The organism is Shinella sp. Sh6 (genome assembly GCF_055392685.1).
Genome location: NZ_AP044006.1, coordinates 498,008 through 513,037, shown reverse-complemented (window position 1 = coordinate 513,037; position 15,030 = coordinate 498,008). Strand labels below are relative to the sequence as shown.

Annotated in this window: 16 protein-coding genes and 1 pseudogene; 5 read left to right on the top strand and 12 right to left on the bottom strand. The window is 60.6% G+C overall.

Going from position 1 to position 15,030, the window contains the following annotated elements; all coding sequences use genetic code 11:
• The first annotated feature begins 57 nt into the window (after positions 1-57).
• From ACZ5TO_RS20890 to traG, 3 genes are read left to right on the top strand one after another with little or no spacing between them, the layout of a single operon-like run.
• The gene (locus ACZ5TO_RS20890) at positions 58-345 is read left to right on the top strand and encodes a TraC family protein (protein WP_464800541.1); all 288 of its coding nucleotides are present in this window, start codon (positions 58-60) and stop codon (positions 343-345) included.
• Complete coding sequence (locus ACZ5TO_RS20885; RefSeq protein WP_464800540.1) at positions 335-565, top strand: conjugal transfer protein TraD; 231 nt, start codon at positions 335-337, stop codon at positions 563-565. Before ACZ5TO_RS20890 ends, ACZ5TO_RS20885 begins: the two co-directional genes overlap by 11 nt.
• Positions 565-2,484, top strand: coding sequence for a Ti-type conjugative transfer system protein TraG (gene traG, locus ACZ5TO_RS20880; protein WP_464800539.1), 1,920 nt, complete (start codon positions 565-567; stop codon positions 2,482-2,484). The genes ACZ5TO_RS20885 and traG overlap by 1 nt, the downstream gene beginning before the upstream one ends.
• Before the next feature lie 61 nt (positions 2,485-2,545).
• On the opposite strand, the gene ACZ5TO_RS20875 is transcribed toward traG, so the two are convergent.
• The 3 genes from ACZ5TO_RS20875 to ACZ5TO_RS20865 form a co-directional block, all read right to left on the bottom strand.
• Entirely contained in the window at positions 2,546-2,938 is a 393-nt protein-coding gene (locus ACZ5TO_RS20875) for a hypothetical protein (RefSeq protein WP_464800538.1), read from the bottom strand.
• Positions 2,939-3,774: 836 nt separating this feature from the next.
• A complete protein-coding gene (locus ACZ5TO_RS20870; protein ID WP_464800537.1) occupies positions 3,775-3,942 on the bottom strand; it encodes a hypothetical protein in 168 nt (55 codons plus the stop codon).
• Between the two features lie 312 nt (positions 3,943-4,254).
• Positions 4,255-4,578 carry a DUF736 domain-containing protein gene (locus ACZ5TO_RS20865; protein ID WP_464800536.1) on the bottom strand — a complete coding sequence of 108 codons (324 nt, stop codon included), beginning with the start codon at positions 4,576-4,578 and terminating at the stop codon, positions 4,255-4,257.
• A gap of 886 nt (positions 4,579-5,464) precedes the next feature.
• On the opposite strand from ACZ5TO_RS20865, the pseudogene ACZ5TO_RS20860 reads away from it, so the two are divergent.
• Positions 5,465-5,662: pseudogene (locus tag ACZ5TO_RS20860) on the top strand (transposase); the annotation flags it as partial.
• A gap of 241 nt (positions 5,663-5,903) precedes the next feature.
• Here the strand turns inward: ACZ5TO_RS20860 and ACZ5TO_RS20855 are convergent.
• The 9 genes from ACZ5TO_RS20855 to ACZ5TO_RS20815 all read right to left on the bottom strand — a co-directional run bounded on the left by ACZ5TO_RS20855 (position 5,904) and on the right by ACZ5TO_RS20815 (position 13,846).
• Entirely contained in the window at positions 5,904-6,632 is a 729-nt protein-coding gene (locus ACZ5TO_RS20855) for an SDR family oxidoreductase (protein WP_464800535.1), read from the bottom strand.
• 23 nt (positions 6,633-6,655) lie between these two features.
• On the bottom strand, positions 6,656-7,384 hold the full coding sequence (locus ACZ5TO_RS20850) for an SDR family oxidoreductase (RefSeq protein WP_464800534.1): 729 nt from the start codon (positions 7,382-7,384) through the stop codon (positions 6,656-6,658).
• 24 nt (positions 7,385-7,408) lie between these two features.
• Positions 7,409-8,479, bottom strand: coding sequence for an ABC transporter ATP-binding protein (locus ACZ5TO_RS20845; protein ID WP_464800533.1), 1,071 nt, complete (start codon positions 8,477-8,479; stop codon positions 7,409-7,411).
• A 65-nt stretch (positions 8,480-8,544) separates the two neighbouring features.
• Positions 8,545-9,315: an SDR family NAD(P)-dependent oxidoreductase gene (locus ACZ5TO_RS20840; RefSeq protein ID WP_464800532.1), complete on the bottom strand. Its 771-nt coding sequence runs from the start codon at positions 9,313-9,315 to the stop codon at positions 8,545-8,547.
• Between the two features lie 2 nt (positions 9,316-9,317).
• On the bottom strand, positions 9,318-10,358 hold the full coding sequence (locus ACZ5TO_RS20835; RefSeq protein WP_464800531.1) for an NAD(P)-dependent alcohol dehydrogenase: 1,041 nt from the start codon (positions 10,356-10,358) through the stop codon (positions 9,318-9,320).
• A gap of 4 nt (positions 10,359-10,362) precedes the next feature.
• Positions 10,363-10,569: a DUF2160 family membrane protein gene (locus ACZ5TO_RS20830; RefSeq protein ID WP_464800530.1), complete on the bottom strand. Its 207-nt coding sequence runs from the start codon at positions 10,567-10,569 to the stop codon at positions 10,363-10,365.
• Between the two features lies 1 nt (position 10,570).
• Entirely contained in the window at positions 10,571-11,404 is an 834-nt protein-coding gene (locus ACZ5TO_RS20825; protein ID WP_464800529.1) for a carbohydrate ABC transporter permease, read from the bottom strand.
• Positions 11,401-12,279 carry a carbohydrate ABC transporter permease gene (locus ACZ5TO_RS20820; RefSeq protein ID WP_464800528.1) on the bottom strand — a complete coding sequence of 293 codons (879 nt, stop codon included), beginning with the start codon at positions 12,277-12,279 and terminating at the stop codon, positions 11,401-11,403. The genes ACZ5TO_RS20825 and ACZ5TO_RS20820 overlap by 4 nt, the downstream gene beginning before the upstream one ends.
• 136 nt (positions 12,280-12,415) lie before the next feature.
• Positions 12,416-13,846: an extracellular solute-binding protein gene (locus ACZ5TO_RS20815; RefSeq protein WP_464800527.1), complete on the bottom strand. Its 1,431-nt coding sequence runs from the start codon at positions 13,844-13,846 to the stop codon at positions 12,416-12,418.
• A gap of 244 nt (positions 13,847-14,090) precedes the next feature.
• Between ACZ5TO_RS20815 and ACZ5TO_RS20810 the strand changes: the two genes are divergently transcribed.
• Positions 14,091-15,017: a helix-turn-helix domain-containing protein gene (locus tag ACZ5TO_RS20810; RefSeq protein WP_464800526.1), complete on the top strand. Its 927-nt coding sequence runs from the start codon at positions 14,091-14,093 to the stop codon at positions 15,015-15,017.
• The last annotated feature ends 13 nt before the right edge of the window (positions 15,018-15,030 follow it).

Genomic DNA, 15,030 nt, shown 5'->3' with positions numbered 1-15,030 from the left:
TCTAGTCAGTATAATGAGCCAGATAGCAATATCTACTTTATAAAAGGAACCGGATAAGTGGCTTCAAAATCGTCAATTCTGGACATCGACACACAAATCGAGAAGCTCCGCGAACGTAGAAAAACGTTGATAGCAAAATCCGCCGAGCGGTTCGCCCGTGCCGCGACGAAAGCAGGACTGGCGGAGATGGAAATCACTGACGAGGAGGTCGATCGCATCTTCGAAGAGATCGCCGCGCGATTTCGCAAAGCGAAGGAGAAAGGGGCCGGTGGCACGGCTACTTCGCCGCATGGATCGGCAAATGGCGGGGCTGGAGCGAAGACGGAGGTTCCTCATGACGGCTGACCGCAAGAAGGAAGCCCGCGAGAAATTCCTGCTCGGCGGAATCGTCGTGCGCGCCGGGCTGTCGAAGGCAGACCGGGCGTATCTGCTTGGCGGGCTCATCGAACTGGCACGCGTTGCGTCCGGTTCACCGGAATATCAGCGGCTGCGCGAGGTGGGCGAGAAAGCCTTCATGGCTCCAGCCCTCAAGGGCGACCAGCGGGTGCTGGAGGCCGCAAAGTAATGGCACGAGCAAGACCGCATCCGAGCGTGTTGCTCATCCTTGTGCCAGTCGTCGTTTCCGCTTTTGCCTTCTATGTCGCCAATTGGCGTTGGCCGGAGCTGGCAACCGGCATGACGGGCAAGGTGCAATACTGGTTCCTACGGCTGTCGCCTTTGCCGGTGCTTCTGTTCGGACCGCTCGCCGGGCTGCTCACGGTCTGGGCGCTGCCGCTGCATCGGCGTCGGCCGATCGCAATGGCAAGCTTCCTCTGCTTTCTGCTGATGGCGGGCTTCTATGGACTGCGCGAGATTGCCCGGCTTTCGCCATTCGTCGAGCGCGGCACGCTGACCTGGGATCAGGCGCTCTCCTTCCTCGACATGATAGCGGTCGCTAGTGCGGCACTGGGCTTCATCGCGGCGGCGGTCTCCGCACGCATTTCCAGCGTCGTGCCGGACCCGGTCAAGCGCGCCAAAAGCAGAACCTTCGGCGATGCCGACTGGCTATCGATGGGAGCAGCCGCACGCATCTTTCCGGAAGATGGCGAGATCGTCGTGGGCGAGCGCTATCGTGTCGACAAGGAGCTTGTCCACGAGATGCCGTTCGATCCGAACGATCCGTCGACATGGGGGCGCGGCGGAAAAGCGCCGCTCCTCACCTACAAGCAGGACTTCGATTCTACGCACATGCTCTTCTTCGCCGGGTCCGGTGGCTACAAGACGACCAGCAACGTTGTACCGACGGCGCTGCGGTACACCGGCCCGATGATTTGTCTCGATCCCTCTACCGAGGTTGCGCCGATGGTGGTCGAGCATCGCCGGAAGACGCTCCAGCGCGAGGTGATGGTGCTCGATCCGGTAAACCCGATCATGGGCTTCAACGTCCTCGACGGGATCGAGACCTCGACGAAGAAGGAGGAGGACATCGTCGGCATTACCCATATGCTGCTGTCGGAAAGCGCACGCTTCGAAAGCTCCACTGGCTCCTACTTTCAGAACCAGGCCCACAATCTCCTGACCGGGCTTCTGGCGCATGTGATGCTGTCGCCGGAGTTTGAGGGGCGGCGCGACTTGCGCAGCCTGCGCCAGATGGTCTCGCAACCGGAGCCGTCCGTGCTCGCCACGCTCCGCGACGTTCAGGAGCATTCAGCCTCGGCCTTCATCCGCGAGACACTCGGCGTGTTCGTCAATATGACGGAGCAGACCTTTTCCGGCGTCTATTCGACGGCATCGAAGGATACGCAATGGCTGTCGCTCGACAATTATGCCGCTCTCGTCTGCGGCAGTACGTTCAGGTCTGCTGAGATCGCCGAAGGCAAGAAAGACGTATTCCTCAACATTCCCGCTTCGATCCTGCGGTCCTATCCGGGCATCGGCCGGGTGATTATCGGCTCGCTGATCAATGCGATGACCGAGGCCGACGGCGCGTTTCGGCGCCGGGCCCTGTTCGTGCTCGATGAGGTCGACCTGCTCGGCTATATGCGGGTGCTGGAGGAAGCGCGCGACCGCGGCCGCAAGTATGGCATCAGCATGATGCTGATGTACCAGTCCGTCGGCCAGTTGGAACGGCACTTCGGCAAGGACGGCGCTGTCTCATGGATCGACGGCTGCGCCTTTGCGAGCTACGCCGCGATCAAGGCGCTCGACACGGCGCGCAACGTCTCGGCGCAATGCGGGGAGATGACCGTCGAAGTGAAAGGCAGTTCACGCAATATCGGCTGGGATACGAAAAACAGCGCCTCACGGAAATCCGAAAGCGTCAACTTCCAGCGCCGGCCGTTGATCATGCCGCACGAAATCACCCAATCGATGCGCAAGGACGAGCAGGTCATCATCGTGCAGGGACACAGCCCGATCCGTTGCGGACGCGCGATCTATTTCCGGCGGAAAGAGATGAACGCCGCAGCCGAGACCAACCGGTTCGTCAAAGTGGGCAAACCGTAAGGTTCGGATAGCCGGTCTGCGTTGGAGTAAGAGCCGATGCGCAAGATCGCCTGGAGGCTGATCAATTGCGTCGGGTAAACCGATCGGCGGGGTCTTCAGCTCCGGGTGGCCGGATCCAGTCGACGAAGGCGGCATAGGCGATTGAGAAGGCAACGAAGCCGATCGCCATCAGCAGCATTGCCCAAGCGGGCATCGCGGGCGAGGTCTCAGGCTTCACGAAGGCCGCAAACGCCAACAGCAACGTGATGACGGCCGCCGGGAAGAAGAGATAGGTAATCGGACGAAACAGGCAGAGCAGGAAATAGGCCAAATGCCAGACGCTATGGATGATACCGCGCGCCACTCCGGCGGCGAGCGCGCTCATCACGCGGCCGACATACCGCACGACGCGAAAAAGTGGGCTCCGCTTCTTCGGTTGCGCATGGAGATTGACGGCGGATTGTTCTTCGGCCACGGCAGTATCGTCCTCATCCTGACGAGCGTGCCATTGCTCGGGGCATGGCACAGACCCTCGGCTGTAAGTGAGTCCAGCCGCGGCGGATGCTCGGGGCAAGGATAGGTCGGCACGATGGGCCACGTTTCCAGTCGAATCCGCCGTGACCAAGTGCCGGGCACTCGATTCAAGAAAAGGACGAGGGCGACCGCCACGCTTCTTGGTGCCACGCTCAGTCGGCGGGAGCGCGAGGGGAAGTCCCTGCCCGCGAGCCAGCCGGTCGATCCCGCCGTATCGCCCCGCGAGAGTGAGCGTCACCGAAGGCCGGCTCGGGGAGCGCCGGACGGTGCGAGTAGGGATCGGTCGGCCAATGGCCGGCTCGCCCAAATTATTCGCTATCTCCGGCCTCCAACCATCACGAAGATCGGACCATCGGGTTCGTTTCAGAACTGTCGCTGGACGCGGGAAACGAGGCGGCGATTCTTCGTTCATGCTCACACAGCCCTATCCTCTCCATGTCGAACGCGTGGCTCCGGAGTGGAACCGGGCGCACGTCCATATGCTCGCGATCGAACCCACGCTTATGGGCACGCCGCATCTGTTGCGCCGCTGGGCGGATAGGCACGCTCGGCCGGATGATGATGGCGCATGATTTCGAGCGGGAAGAGGACGCTGTCGTCTGTTTCTCGAATTGCTGCGGGAGAGACAGGCCCGCGGATACCGGGTGAAGCGGGCGGTGGAATTGGCCCGTGAGCGACGCTCGACGAGGCTCGTCATGGAGTCATAAGGCGCAGCCGCCGGCCGGGACGCCGGTCGACCCGGCGCATCGGTCCCGTCGTTTACGGCAATAGCCTCCCTCAATGGGGAGGCTCGCCGGCCCGCGCGGCATCTTCGGCGGCGATGATCGCCGCCAGCTCCGCGCGGGCATGTTCCAGCTCCGCTTCGATCTGGGCGCGCTCTGCCGGAGCGCAGTGGTTGGCCTCGCGGCGCAGCTCTTCGATGTGGATTTCGAGGGCGTTCGTCATCGTCGTCATCTCCTTGGTTAGATGTGAAAGATGACGCTGGCGGCCATGACGGAGCGGTGCGGGTCAAAACCCGCCTTAGCGGCTCGCGCGTGGGGGAGCCGATTTTTTTGTCGAGCCGCTTCGGCGGTTCGGCGGGAAAATTGGGGGTACCACGCGGTTTTGACGCGCACCGTTCCGTCATGGCAGACTTGCTTTCCTGAGCAGACACCCTTTCCCCTCGTGGGGCACCCGGACATGCGTGGCCGCTGGCGCGGTCGCGGCCGCTGGCACGAAAGGAAACCGGCCCCTTGCGGGGCCGGTCTGGCTTGCACCTCACTCCGGGTTGTTCCAGAGGAGCACCTTCCTGCCGTCGTCGCCGCCAGGTGCAGGGGCCAGGTTCCCGAAGATCACGCCGATCTCGGGCGCTTCCATCCGGATCGAGACGTATTCTGCCCCGCTGCGCGGCGAGATCCGGTTCCAGCCTGCGCCGATCTCGAAGCCGGTGCGCTTGTTGATGACGCGGTAGTCCGGGGCGTCCTCGCGGGCCTTGTGGGCGTTGGGCAGGACGGCGATCGGGGCATTGACGCGGAGCGTTGCGAAGACGCCTTCCATCGAGCCGTCTGCCTTGGTGGTGAGGTTTGCGATCGTGGATGCCATGGTCATTCTCCTTCGGTTGCATCGGGACCGTTCCCGATGACGGCAAAGAAGAGGGCTGGCCTGCTGCGGTCAGCTCGGCGGAAAATTTTGCAAAATTCGATTTGCCGCCAGAGGCGAACAAACCGAAATCGAATTTTGCAAAAATTTCTGTCGAGTCTTACCCCTTCCGGGGTTGGCCGCAAAAGCAGGCAGTCCTCTACAAAGTCGGCATCAATGGGAACGGGCCGGGTGGAACCGGAGGCGATGCGCGCCCTGGCGTCCTGATTTGCTGCCTCTTTTTCCAGTGCTGCGACACACTCGTGGATGCGCCTTCGCCTATCGGTCCGCCCGCGATTGCCTTCGCCACCCTTCCCGCACGATCGTCCTGCAGGGCGCTCGGGCTATCGATGTCTTCGTAAGCGCCGGCGTTCGCCGGCGCTGGTTGAGACTGGGGTGCGCTGTGCAGCGGGTCCGGTCTGCCGCGTCCTGGATGGAAGCCTCGGAATCATCGTGATCTTCGACATTGGTCCTGACTGCCCCGCCGGGCCGCGACAAGACGACGATCCTTCTGCGTAGGACATTGGAAGACGTCGTGCGAATGGCTCGACGGAATGGAATGGCCGGCTTCGAGAAGCGGCGGGCACACTCCCGGCTGGAAAGATGTTGCTTGCGCGGCTGCGGCCTTCGGGTGAGCGGAGCGCAACGGCGATCGCGGGCGCGCTGCGGGAGGACAAACCGTTCATGGGAAATCTCTCATCGCGAGCGAAAAAGAGGCGGTCGCGAGCGCTCTCCAGCCTGACAGCTCGCCCCTTCCCCCTTTCGGCGGCAGAGGCGCCGCTGCCCACCTTCAGACGGGCGTGAGGCTGAGGTTTCCGAACGGAGCAACGGTGGCGAGCGAAATCATGCAAGGTATGCCAAACCACCCTTTACGGGGTCGCAAGCCGTATTTGCCTACCTGTCTCGCTATACGCGCCGGGTCGCCATCTCAAATAGTCGCCTGATCTTGTTCAACGAAGCGGATGGCACCTTCCGCTACAAGGATTACCGCCGTTGCGGCTACAATCGGCAGCAGGTCGCGACGCTCGCGGTCGATGAGTTCATCCGCCTGCGTACTCCGATGAAGCCGGACGGGTATTCCGAGGCGAAGCCGGACACCTTACCAATCCGAATGTTGGTACAGTTGACTTTGCGTCGTAAATGCGGCCGGTTCACCTTCCGCAAACTGGATGCAATGGCAAAAATTCCTGCTCAGCAATGATGCAATCCGGTGCGATCGCTTGTTTGCTATCGTTGAGTCTTGGCGTGTAGCCCGAAAAGAGCTTCCGGAACGACTTGATGCCTCTTATCTACACGTCGAAATTTGTCGGCAAGACAATCATGTCCCGGATTGTGACGTTTCGCGGGCGGGTCAGCATGAAGATGATGGCATCGCTAACCTCTGAGGGCTCGATCAGACTGCCATTGGCTTTTGCCTTTTCAAGGTTTTCCGCGGGCCAATCGGAAAGCAAGGCAGAAACGACCGGGCCAGGCGAGATCTGGCTGACCCTGATTCCGTGGTTTTTCAACTGCCGGCGCATGATCTGGACGAAGCTGGTAATTGCCCACTTGGAGCTGGAGTAGACCGGTTCCCACTGGATTGGCGCGTGTCCCGCTACGGAGCAAGTGACCAAAATGTCCCCGGTCCCGCGTTCGATCATATGCGGAGCGATGTCGTGAACGTTCTTCATGACCGCGTTTATGTTGAGATTCAGCATCCGATCCATTGTCGCGGTATCGGTATCGATAAGATCTCCACCAATGTAGGAGCCAGCGTTGCAGTGCAGGATGTCGAGATGATCGACCTTTGCCAGGATTTCCGGCACCATGGTTGCGCAACTTGCGGCGTCGAGAAGGTCGGTAACCTGTGTGACCACAGCGTCGCCGAATTCGGCAGCATGGGTTTCCAGCGCGTGTCTGTTATAGTCTACCATGACAACCTTGGCGCCGGCATCGACCAAGGCACGGGACGTTGCCAGCCCAATACCGGAGGCTGCACCGGTTACCGCAGCGATCTTTCCTTCGAGTGATTTGGTCATTGTCTTGTCTCGCCTTTTGATTTTCAGACGGCCAGGAAGCCGCCGTCGACTGGTAGGACTGCGCCGCTGACCATGGGCGCGTCCTCTGAAATGAGCAGCGCGATCGAGCGTGCGACATCGTCGACGTCCGCAAAGCGCGCCATCGGGTGGCGAACAATCATTGGGCCACGTTTGGAGGGGTCGGACCACGCCTTCGCGGCAAGCTCCGTCATGGTAACCGTGGGCGCCACTGCATTGACCCGGATTCCATGGTCCCCAAGTTCCTTGGCCATGACACGTGTCGCGCCTTCCAGGCCCGCTTTCGAGGCGGCGTAGGCCATGTGATCCGCGAAACCACGATGTCCGGCAATCGAGGTCACATTCACGATCGCACCGCCACCGCCGTTTGAAATGCGAGCCCGGGCAAACTCCTGCGCACAAATCAGCGCGGCCCGCAGGTTGATGCCAAGGACCTGTTCATAGCCCTCCTCCGTCATATCGAGGACGCTTTCGAGCACGTTGGTTCCCGCGCAATTGATCAGCACATCGGCCAAGCCCGCCTTCTTCATGGCGGCGCGTGCTGCTGCATTGTCAGCCAGATCGACCAATATTACGGACGCGCCGAACTTTGCGGCCAAATCATCCAGATCGTCCTGCGAACGCGACAAGGCGATGATCCGCGCACCGCGGCGGGTGAGCAGTTCGACACAGGCACGGCCGATACCCTTGCCAGCGCCGGTAATGATGACTGTTTTGCCTATAAAGTCCGACACGGTTAATCCTCCGATGCCTGTTGCTCAAACCGCCAGCCTCTGGTCGGTCTGCTTGTCAAACACGTGAGCTGCGGCAGGATCGACGTCGAGCCGTATCCGGTCGCCCGGCTTCAAAGCGTGGCGCTCGCGGAAGGCGCACAGGACGCGTTTGCCGGCCAACTGGGCTGCCAGGAGAATTTCGGCCCCCGTGGGCTCGATCAGCTCGACGGTCGCCGGTACGCCCTTATCGCCTTTCGACAGGGTCCACTGGTCGGGACGAACCCCGTAGACCACCGTCTGGTCGTTGCAGGCCCGCGCGCCTTGTGGAAGCGGAAGGGCTGACCCGTCGGCAAGCCGCGCGGCGTTTGCAGACAGATCGATCGTGGCCGGCAGCATGTTCATGGCCGGTGATCCGATGAAGGCGGCAACGAAGGTATTGGCGGGCCTGTCGTAAAGCTCTAGCGGCGCGCCGATCTGCTCTACCTTGCCGTCGCGAAGCACGACGATGCGGTCCGCCATCGTCATGGCTTCGATCTGGTCATGCGTGACGTAGACGGATGTCGCACCAAGGCGCTGGTGAAGCGCCTTGATCTCGGAACGCATGTCCACGCGTAGCGCCGCATCGAGGTTTGACAAAGGCTCGTCGAAAAAGAACGCCTTCGGGCTACGAACCATTGCGCGCCCCATGGCGACGCGCTGTCGTTGGCCCCCGGAAAGCGCCTTTGGGTAGCGGTCGAGATAGGGCGTCAGCCGCAGCATCTCGGCAGCCTTGTCGACCTTGGCGTTGCGGTCGGCAAGGTTTTCGCCGCGCAACTTCAGGGCGAAGGCCATGTTCTCCCGAACGGTCATGTGCGGATAGAGCGCGTAGTTCTGGAAGACCATCGCTACGTCCCGGTCCTTGGCGGCGATGTTGTCGACGCGATGTCCGCCAAGCCTGATGGTGCCGCCGGTGATCTCCTCAAGGCCGGCGAGCGAACGCAGCAGCGTGGACTTGCCGCACCCGGAAGGACCGACCAGAACGACGAACTCGCCGTCGGCGATGTCGAACGAGATGTTGCGCAACGCGTGATAGGAGCCGTAATGCTTGTCGACGTGGTCGAGCTCGATCGTCGCCATGTGTCAATCCTCAGTCAGTTATGCGGCGGGGCCGCCGGTCATTCGGGACAGGTGCACGGTCAGCGTCACCATGTGGTATATCCTGCATCGGCAACGACGATGCTGCCGGTCATCAGGCTGGCGGCATCGGAGGCGAGGAACAGGACGACGGACGCGATTTCCTCGACGTCGCCCATGCGCTTCATCGGCGTCATGTCCATCCAGTCCTTATCCCACCCGGTCGTCTCGATGGCCGCTTTTGTCATGTCAGTCGCGATATAGGTCGGCGCGACGGCATTGACGCGGACGCCCCGCTCGGCCCATTCCCCTGCAAGCGACTTCGTCAGCATGTGAACGGCACCCTTGGAGGTGTTGTAACCGGCCTGCGGCTGCGGCCGGTTGGCGATGATGCCGGAGATCGAACCGATATTGACGATCGAGCCCCTGCCCGCCTTCAGCATCAGGTTTCCGAAGGCGCGGTTGCTCCAGAACACGCCGTTGACGTTCACATCTGCAACTCTCAGCCAGTCCGCATCCGACATTTGCTCCGCCGGGCTTTGTGAAGAGATGCCGGCATTGGCGACCAAAATGTCCACGCGGCCGAGCCTGGTGGCGATTTCTGCCGCGACGCGGTCGGTTTCGCCCGAATCCGTCACATTGAGGCGAACGAATTCAGCCTTGCGATCCATCGTCGCAGGTTTCGCAACGGCCGACCGGCCGAGTTCTTCATCAAGATCGGTTAGTACAACGTGTGCGCCGGCCTCGGACAGGGCATCGGCGCAGGCGTAGCCGATATTGCGCCCCGCTCCGGTAACGACCGCGACCCTTCCGGTGAGATCGAATTTCCGCAGGTACATGCTTACCTCCCAAGCTCGATCTGAATTTTCACGGAGGACGGCTTCGGTCGCACGGCGTAGTCGAATGCTTCGACAGAATCCTCGAAGACGTAGGTATCGGTGATCAGCGCATCGACATTGATCTGCTTCGCCCCCAGAAGCGCGACGATGCGCGGGTAGACATGGGCGTAGCGAAACACGTGTTCGATACGCAGTTCCTTGGTCTGGGCGATGACGATATCGAGCGGAACCGGCTTCAGGGGCATGCCGACAAAGACAAGGGCGCCGCCTGGGCAACCATGATGCACCGTGTCTGCGATCACGTCCGTCGCGCCGGAGCATTCGAAGACGACATCGACGCCCCAGCCATCGGTTTCGCGGGCGATGACGCTCTTAAGATCCTGCGAGCGGACGTTGACTGTGATGATGGCAGGGCCGAGCTTCTGCGCCACGGCAAGCTTCTCGTCGACAACGTCGGTAACGATAACCCGGGCGCAACCGGCTGAGAGCGCCGCGATCGCGGTCACCATGCCGATCGGCCCGGCCCCCGTCACGAGGGCGACCGCGCCGGGCGTCAGCCTCGCCTTGGAGACCGCATGAAAGCCAACGGCGAGCGGCTCGACCATGGCGCCGGCGGCGTAGGAAACATTGTCCGGAAGCTTGAATGTGAAGGCGGCGGGATGGACCACACTCGGCCTCATGACGCCATGCACGGGTGGCGTCGCCCAAAAGCGCACTGCGGGATCGAGATTGTAGAGCCCCAGCCGCGACGCGCGACTTTGAGGGTCGGGAATGCCAGGCTCCATGCAGACGCGATCGCCCACTTTCAGGTTCTCTACCGCGCTGCCGACTTCTTCGATGATGCCGGCGGCCTCGTGACCGAGGATCATCGGCTCGCGTACGACGAAAGGCCCGATCGCACCGTGCTTGTAATAATGAACGTCCGACCCGCACACGCCGACGGTCTTGATGGCGATGCGCACATCGGTTGGACCGAGCGTCTCCTTCGGGTCCAGGTCGCGAATGCGCAGTTCGTCTTTACGTTCGAGAACGAGCGATTTCATATCTTCAGCCCTTGCGGATAATGAACACGGCCAGCATCAGGCAGAGCCCCGTCGCCACCCATAGGGGCAGCATGCCCTCCAGGAAGCGCATCCACAGAAGATGCACGAGGATCAGGATCACGACCGAAACGAAGCCTCGGTCGAATCCGTTGGTCCGGATTGGCAGAAAGCCGTCGCGTTTGGTTTTTTTTGGTTGAACGCCAGCCATCATCCTACCCTTTCAGTGCGCCGAACGTGAGGCCGGTCACGATGTGCTTCTGGACGAAACCGAGCACGATCAGCGCCGGAAGCGTCGTCAGGAACGCCATCGCCGCCATCTCGCCCCAGTTCGTGCCGGTCACCGAGACATATTCTGCAAGCGCGGTCGTCACGGTCCTGGCATCGGCCGACGACGTCAGGGTCGCGGCGAACAGGTATTCGTTCCAGGCGAAAATCCAGGTCAGGATGAAGGTGACGGCCAAGCCGGGCCGCGCTAGTGGCAGGACGACATGGGACAGCACTTGGCCGGTTGTCGCGCCGTCGACCCGCGCCGCCTCGTCAAGCTCCAGCGGAATCCCGTCGAGCATTCCCTTCAGCAGCCAGATGGCGAAGGGCAGGTTGAAGACGCAATAGAGCAGGATCAGGCCGATCTTCGTGTCGAACAGCATGAAATCGCCGAACACGAACCATTTGGTGAAAAGCAGGAAGAGCGGCAGGAGAAACACGGCAGGCGGCGCCATGCGATTGGTGATAAGCCAGAAGAACACATTCTCGCCGCCGCTGATCTTGTAACGCGACAGCCCGAACGCAGCGAGCAGGCCGAGCACGCAGACCAGCGCCGCGTTCGATGTCGCCACGACCATCGAATTCCAGAGATACTGGAGGAAGGTTGAGCTATTCAGCACCGCTAGGAAATTATCCCAGTAAAGATCGTCGATGAGCACCGACTTGGAATAAAGCTTGACGCGGGGACGCATTGAAACGACCAGCATCCACCAGACAGGAAGCAGCGTCAGGATGGTCAGGCATATCCAGAGGACGAAGGAAGCTATACCGGAGCGTCTCATTGTGCGCCTCCCTTGCGGCCGGTCATGGCGACGAACAGCAGCCAGCTTAAAACGATCGTGACGTAGAGCGTCAGGAGCGACATGGCCGCGCCGTAGCCGTAATCGGTCTTCGGAAAGACGTTGATCCAGATGTGAAGGCCGATGAAGCGGGTCGCCTCGGCCGGACCGCCCTTGGTCAGCATCCATATCTCGTCGACGGAGCGCAACGCATCCATCAGCCGGATGAAGACGGTCGTCAGCAGCACCGGCTTCAGCATCGGAACGATGACGTACCAGAAGATCTGTAGCTTGTTGCCGCCATCGATCTGCGCCTGTTCGAGAGGCTCTTTCGGCAGGGCGGTCAGTCCCGCCATCAGTGACAGCGTGACGAACGGCGTCCAGTGCCACAGGTCCATGATGATGGCCGTCGCGAAGGCGTGATAGGCATTGGTCGAGATGTTGTAGTCGATGCCGAACCATAGTTTCAGATAATAGGGCACGATGCCAAAGCCCGGGACGCACAGCAAACGCCAGGTCGCACCGACGGCAATGGGCGCGACGACGATCGGCAATGTGTGGATTGTGCGGAAGAACTGCCGGCCCCACAGGCGATCCGCCATCAGCGCGCGAGCGAAGGCGTAGCCGAGCAAAAGTTCGCTTACGACGACGAAGAACGCGAAGACCAGCGTACGGGCAAGCGAGTTCAGGAAGGTCGCGTCGAAAACGAGGCTGCGATAGTTCTGGAGGCCGGCCCAGCGCAGGGTGGGATCGAGTGCATTGGTGTTCCAGTCAAAGAAGCCGACGTAGAGAATGTAGATGAAGGGAACGAACCCGACGACGAACAGGATTAGCGTGGCTGGTGCTAGAAACAGCCATCCGATGTTGGATTGTCTCATCTGGCGCTCCGTCAGATCGTGCTGGAGTCTTGCGTGCCCGACTACCGGTATCGCGAGCGGGCTCGCAACACGCAGTCAGGAAAGGAGCGGCCGCCTTGTTTGAAGGCGACCGCCAACCGCCGGGAGGTGCGGTCTTTTACTTGCGGTAGCCGAGCTTCGTCAGTTCAGCTTCGGCTGCGGCAGCAGCCTGATCCAAGGCATCGTCCGGTTTGATCTCGCCAATGATCGCCTTGTAGATGAACGGTGCGACGACCTGCAGAACCTGCGAGTGGAACGGGAACGGCGGAGCACCGGCAAAGAGCTTTCCGTCGTCACGCATCAGCGTGTAGTAGCCGTTCATCTTCTTGTCCTGATCGATGATCTTGGGATCGTCGTAGGTCGAGTTCATGACGATGCGCGAGCCGGCCAGCGCCCAGTCGGTCTGCACGGACGCCTGCCCGATATATTGCAGAAAGAGCAGAGACGCGTCCTTGTTCTTGGACGAATGCGGGATGCCAAACGCGCCACCATCGTAGTAGCCGATATAGCCCTTGCCGGATTCGGCCGTTTCCATGACACCCGCTTCGACCGGAGGCAGCGCCACACCCACCTTGCCGACGACGGTGGACTTGCTTTCGTCGGTCGCAATCCAAGCAGCATTTTCGCCGTAGACGAGGCCCTGGGCTGCGCGGCCGGCGGCGAATGTGCCGGCCACTTCATCCCAGGTGGACGACGTCGATTCCGGCGGCGCATATTTCAGAAGGCCGACCCAGTAGTTGAGCGCCTTCTTCGCAGCGGCAGAGTTCATCTGGCCGCCATTGGCCTCGGTCGCGGCAAACGTCGTACCGTCGATGCCCCAATTATAGACGCCGTAAGTCGGCGCGATCGACTCGAAGAACTCGTAGAACGCCGCAGGGTGGCTCGACGAGGCCTGCACGGTGGTTCCCCAGAGCTCCTTGTCTGCGCCGTATTCGGTGAAGAACTTGGCGATCTGGGCATACTCGTCGTGGGTCGTTGCCGGCTTCAGATCCGCACCGGTCGCATCCTTGTAGGCTTTCTGGATCGCCGGATCATCGAAAAGATCCTTGCGGTAGAGGTACGGCTTGATGAACGCTTCCATCGGGACGCCCATGACGTCTCCCGACTTCGGATCCTTGAAATAGTTCAGGAAGGTGGTGAAGTTCTCCGGCTTGAAGTCCGGCGAAGCGATGTTTGCATTGTCGGCCAGCGACTTGGTGATATCGACCAGGAAGTTGCGGGCGAGATAGGTGTATACGATGTCCTGCTCGATATAGACGAAGTCATAGATGCCGGTATTGGCTTCCATGTCCTTGATCGCCTTGTCGTACATTTGGTCCCAGGACGTTGCCTCGAACTCGACCTTGATGCCGGTCTCTTCGGTGAATTTCGGACCGAGGACCTGCTCGACATATTTCGATGCGGGGGTCGATTCCGAGATGCCCCGGATGGTCGTGCCCTGGTACGGCTGGGCAGCGGTCTTCCACCAGGAGTCCTCGGCGGAAGCAGTGGTGCTCCACAGGGCAAGCGTGATGAAGCCGACGCCTGCGGCTTTGGCGAAACTGTTCATTGTTCTCCTCCATCTGGATCGCAAAATCGGTCCGGTTGCGCGTCTCCAAACTCTCCTCCGACACGCTCAACGGACCTTAAGAGTTGTAGAAAGAGCGGATGGACACAAGCGTAACCGTTGCGCCATACTGATACTCTCATGCGCGAAATGCCGACTTTCTGCATGAAATCGTGTGTGCAATGCACAATGTAGTATTGATTTTCGTCGCAACGGGGATGCCGCTAGGCTGGGGAGGATGTCCGCAATGTCAGCCATTTCGCCGACGGTCGCGAGGTTTGAATATGTCCTGACAGGCGCAGACGAGTCGTTCCTGTGGCGCCGCGACGACTATCCCTGGGAACGCAACGTCTGGAATTTCCACCCGGAGGTGGAGATCCACTACATTCCCAGCGCCAGCGGCGTCTTGCTTGCAGGCGACCATGTCGGCGCGTTCACGCCGGGGCATATTTCCGTCATCGGCAGCAACCTGCCGCACGACTGGGTGACGCCACTTGGACCGGACGAGCGCATTCCGGGACGCGACATCGTCATCCAATTTCTGCCTGCAAAGCTGGAGCAGGCGTCGGCCTTCCTGCCGGAACTGGCTGAATTGCATGATTTCCTAATCCGCGCGCAACGCGGACTGTCCATCAAGGGCCGCGCGCGGGAACAGGCAGAGGCCCTGATACTCGATATGGAGTTTCAGACCGGCTCGATGCGGCTTGCAACCTTCCTCTCCCTGCTGTCGCTGCTACGGGACACCGACGAGTTCGATACGCTGTCTTCGGAAGCCTATCTTCCGGACTTGAGCTATGGCTCGCTCGAAGCTCTACAGCAGGTCTTTGCGCATCTCTTTGCCAATTTGTCCGAGGACATTCGGTTGCCGGACATGGCTCGCATGGTCGGTATGAGCGACAGCGCCTTCTCGCGATTCTTCAAGAAGAATAGTGGCCATAGTTTCACCGACCACGTGAATAAGCTTCGTATCTGGAAGGCAGGTCAGCTATTGACGGATACCTCCCTGCCAATAACGGACATCTGCTTCGAGGTGGGTTATCGCAATCTGTCCAATTTCAACCGGGTGTTTCTCCGACACCACAACCTGACACCGTCACAATATCGGAAACTGTCCACCAACCGTAGAACCTTTCCGTTACCCCAAACGTTGACAGACCATATGCGTGGACGGTGAGTGTGGAAAGATA

What these genes read in the sequence shown, in the direction of transcription:
- ACZ5TO_RS20885 (WP_464800540.1), top strand. Translation starts at nt 335, where the DNA reads ATGACGGCTGACCGCAAGAAGGAAGCCCGCGAGAAATTCCTGCTCGGC.
- traG (WP_464800539.1), top strand. Translation starts at nt 565, where the DNA reads ATGGCACGAGCAAGACCGCATCCGAGCGTGTTGCTCATCCTTGTGCCA.
- ACZ5TO_RS20870 (WP_464800537.1), bottom strand. Translation starts at nt 3,942, where the DNA reads ATGACGAACGCCCTCGAAATCCACATCGAAGAGCTGCGCCGCGAGGCC.
- ACZ5TO_RS20865 (WP_464800536.1), bottom strand. Translation starts at nt 4,578, where the DNA reads ATGGCATCCACGATCGCAAACCTCACCACCAAGGCAGACGGCTCGATG.
- ACZ5TO_RS20855 (WP_464800535.1), bottom strand. Translation starts at nt 6,632, where the DNA reads ATGACCAAATCACTCGAAGGAAAGATCGCTGCGGTAACCGGTGCAGCC.
- ACZ5TO_RS20845 (WP_464800533.1), bottom strand. Translation starts at nt 8,479, where the DNA reads ATGGCGACGATCGAGCTCGACCACGTCGACAAGCATTACGGCTCCTAT.
- ACZ5TO_RS20840 (WP_464800532.1), bottom strand. Translation starts at nt 9,315, where the DNA reads ATGTACCTGCGGAAATTCGATCTCACCGGAAGGGTCGCGGTCGTTACC.
- ACZ5TO_RS20835 (WP_464800531.1), bottom strand. Translation starts at nt 10,358, where the DNA reads ATGAAATCGCTCGTTCTCGAACGTAAAGACGAACTGCGCATTCGCGAC.
- ACZ5TO_RS20830 (WP_464800530.1), bottom strand. Translation starts at nt 10,569, where the DNA reads ATGATGGCTGGCGTTCAACCAAAAAAAACCAAACGCGACGGCTTTCTG.
- ACZ5TO_RS20825 (WP_464800529.1), bottom strand. Translation starts at nt 11,404, where the DNA reads ATGAGACGCTCCGGTATAGCTTCCTTCGTCCTCTGGATATGCCTGACC.
- ACZ5TO_RS20820 (WP_464800528.1), bottom strand. Translation starts at nt 12,279, where the DNA reads ATGAGACAATCCAACATCGGATGGCTGTTTCTAGCACCAGCCACGCTA.
- ACZ5TO_RS20815 (WP_464800527.1), bottom strand. Translation starts at nt 13,846, where the DNA reads ATGAACAGTTTCGCCAAAGCCGCAGGCGTCGGCTTCATCACGCTTGCC.
- ACZ5TO_RS20810 (WP_464800526.1), top strand. Translation starts at nt 14,091, where the DNA reads ATGTCAGCCATTTCGCCGACGGTCGCGAGGTTTGAATATGTCCTGACA.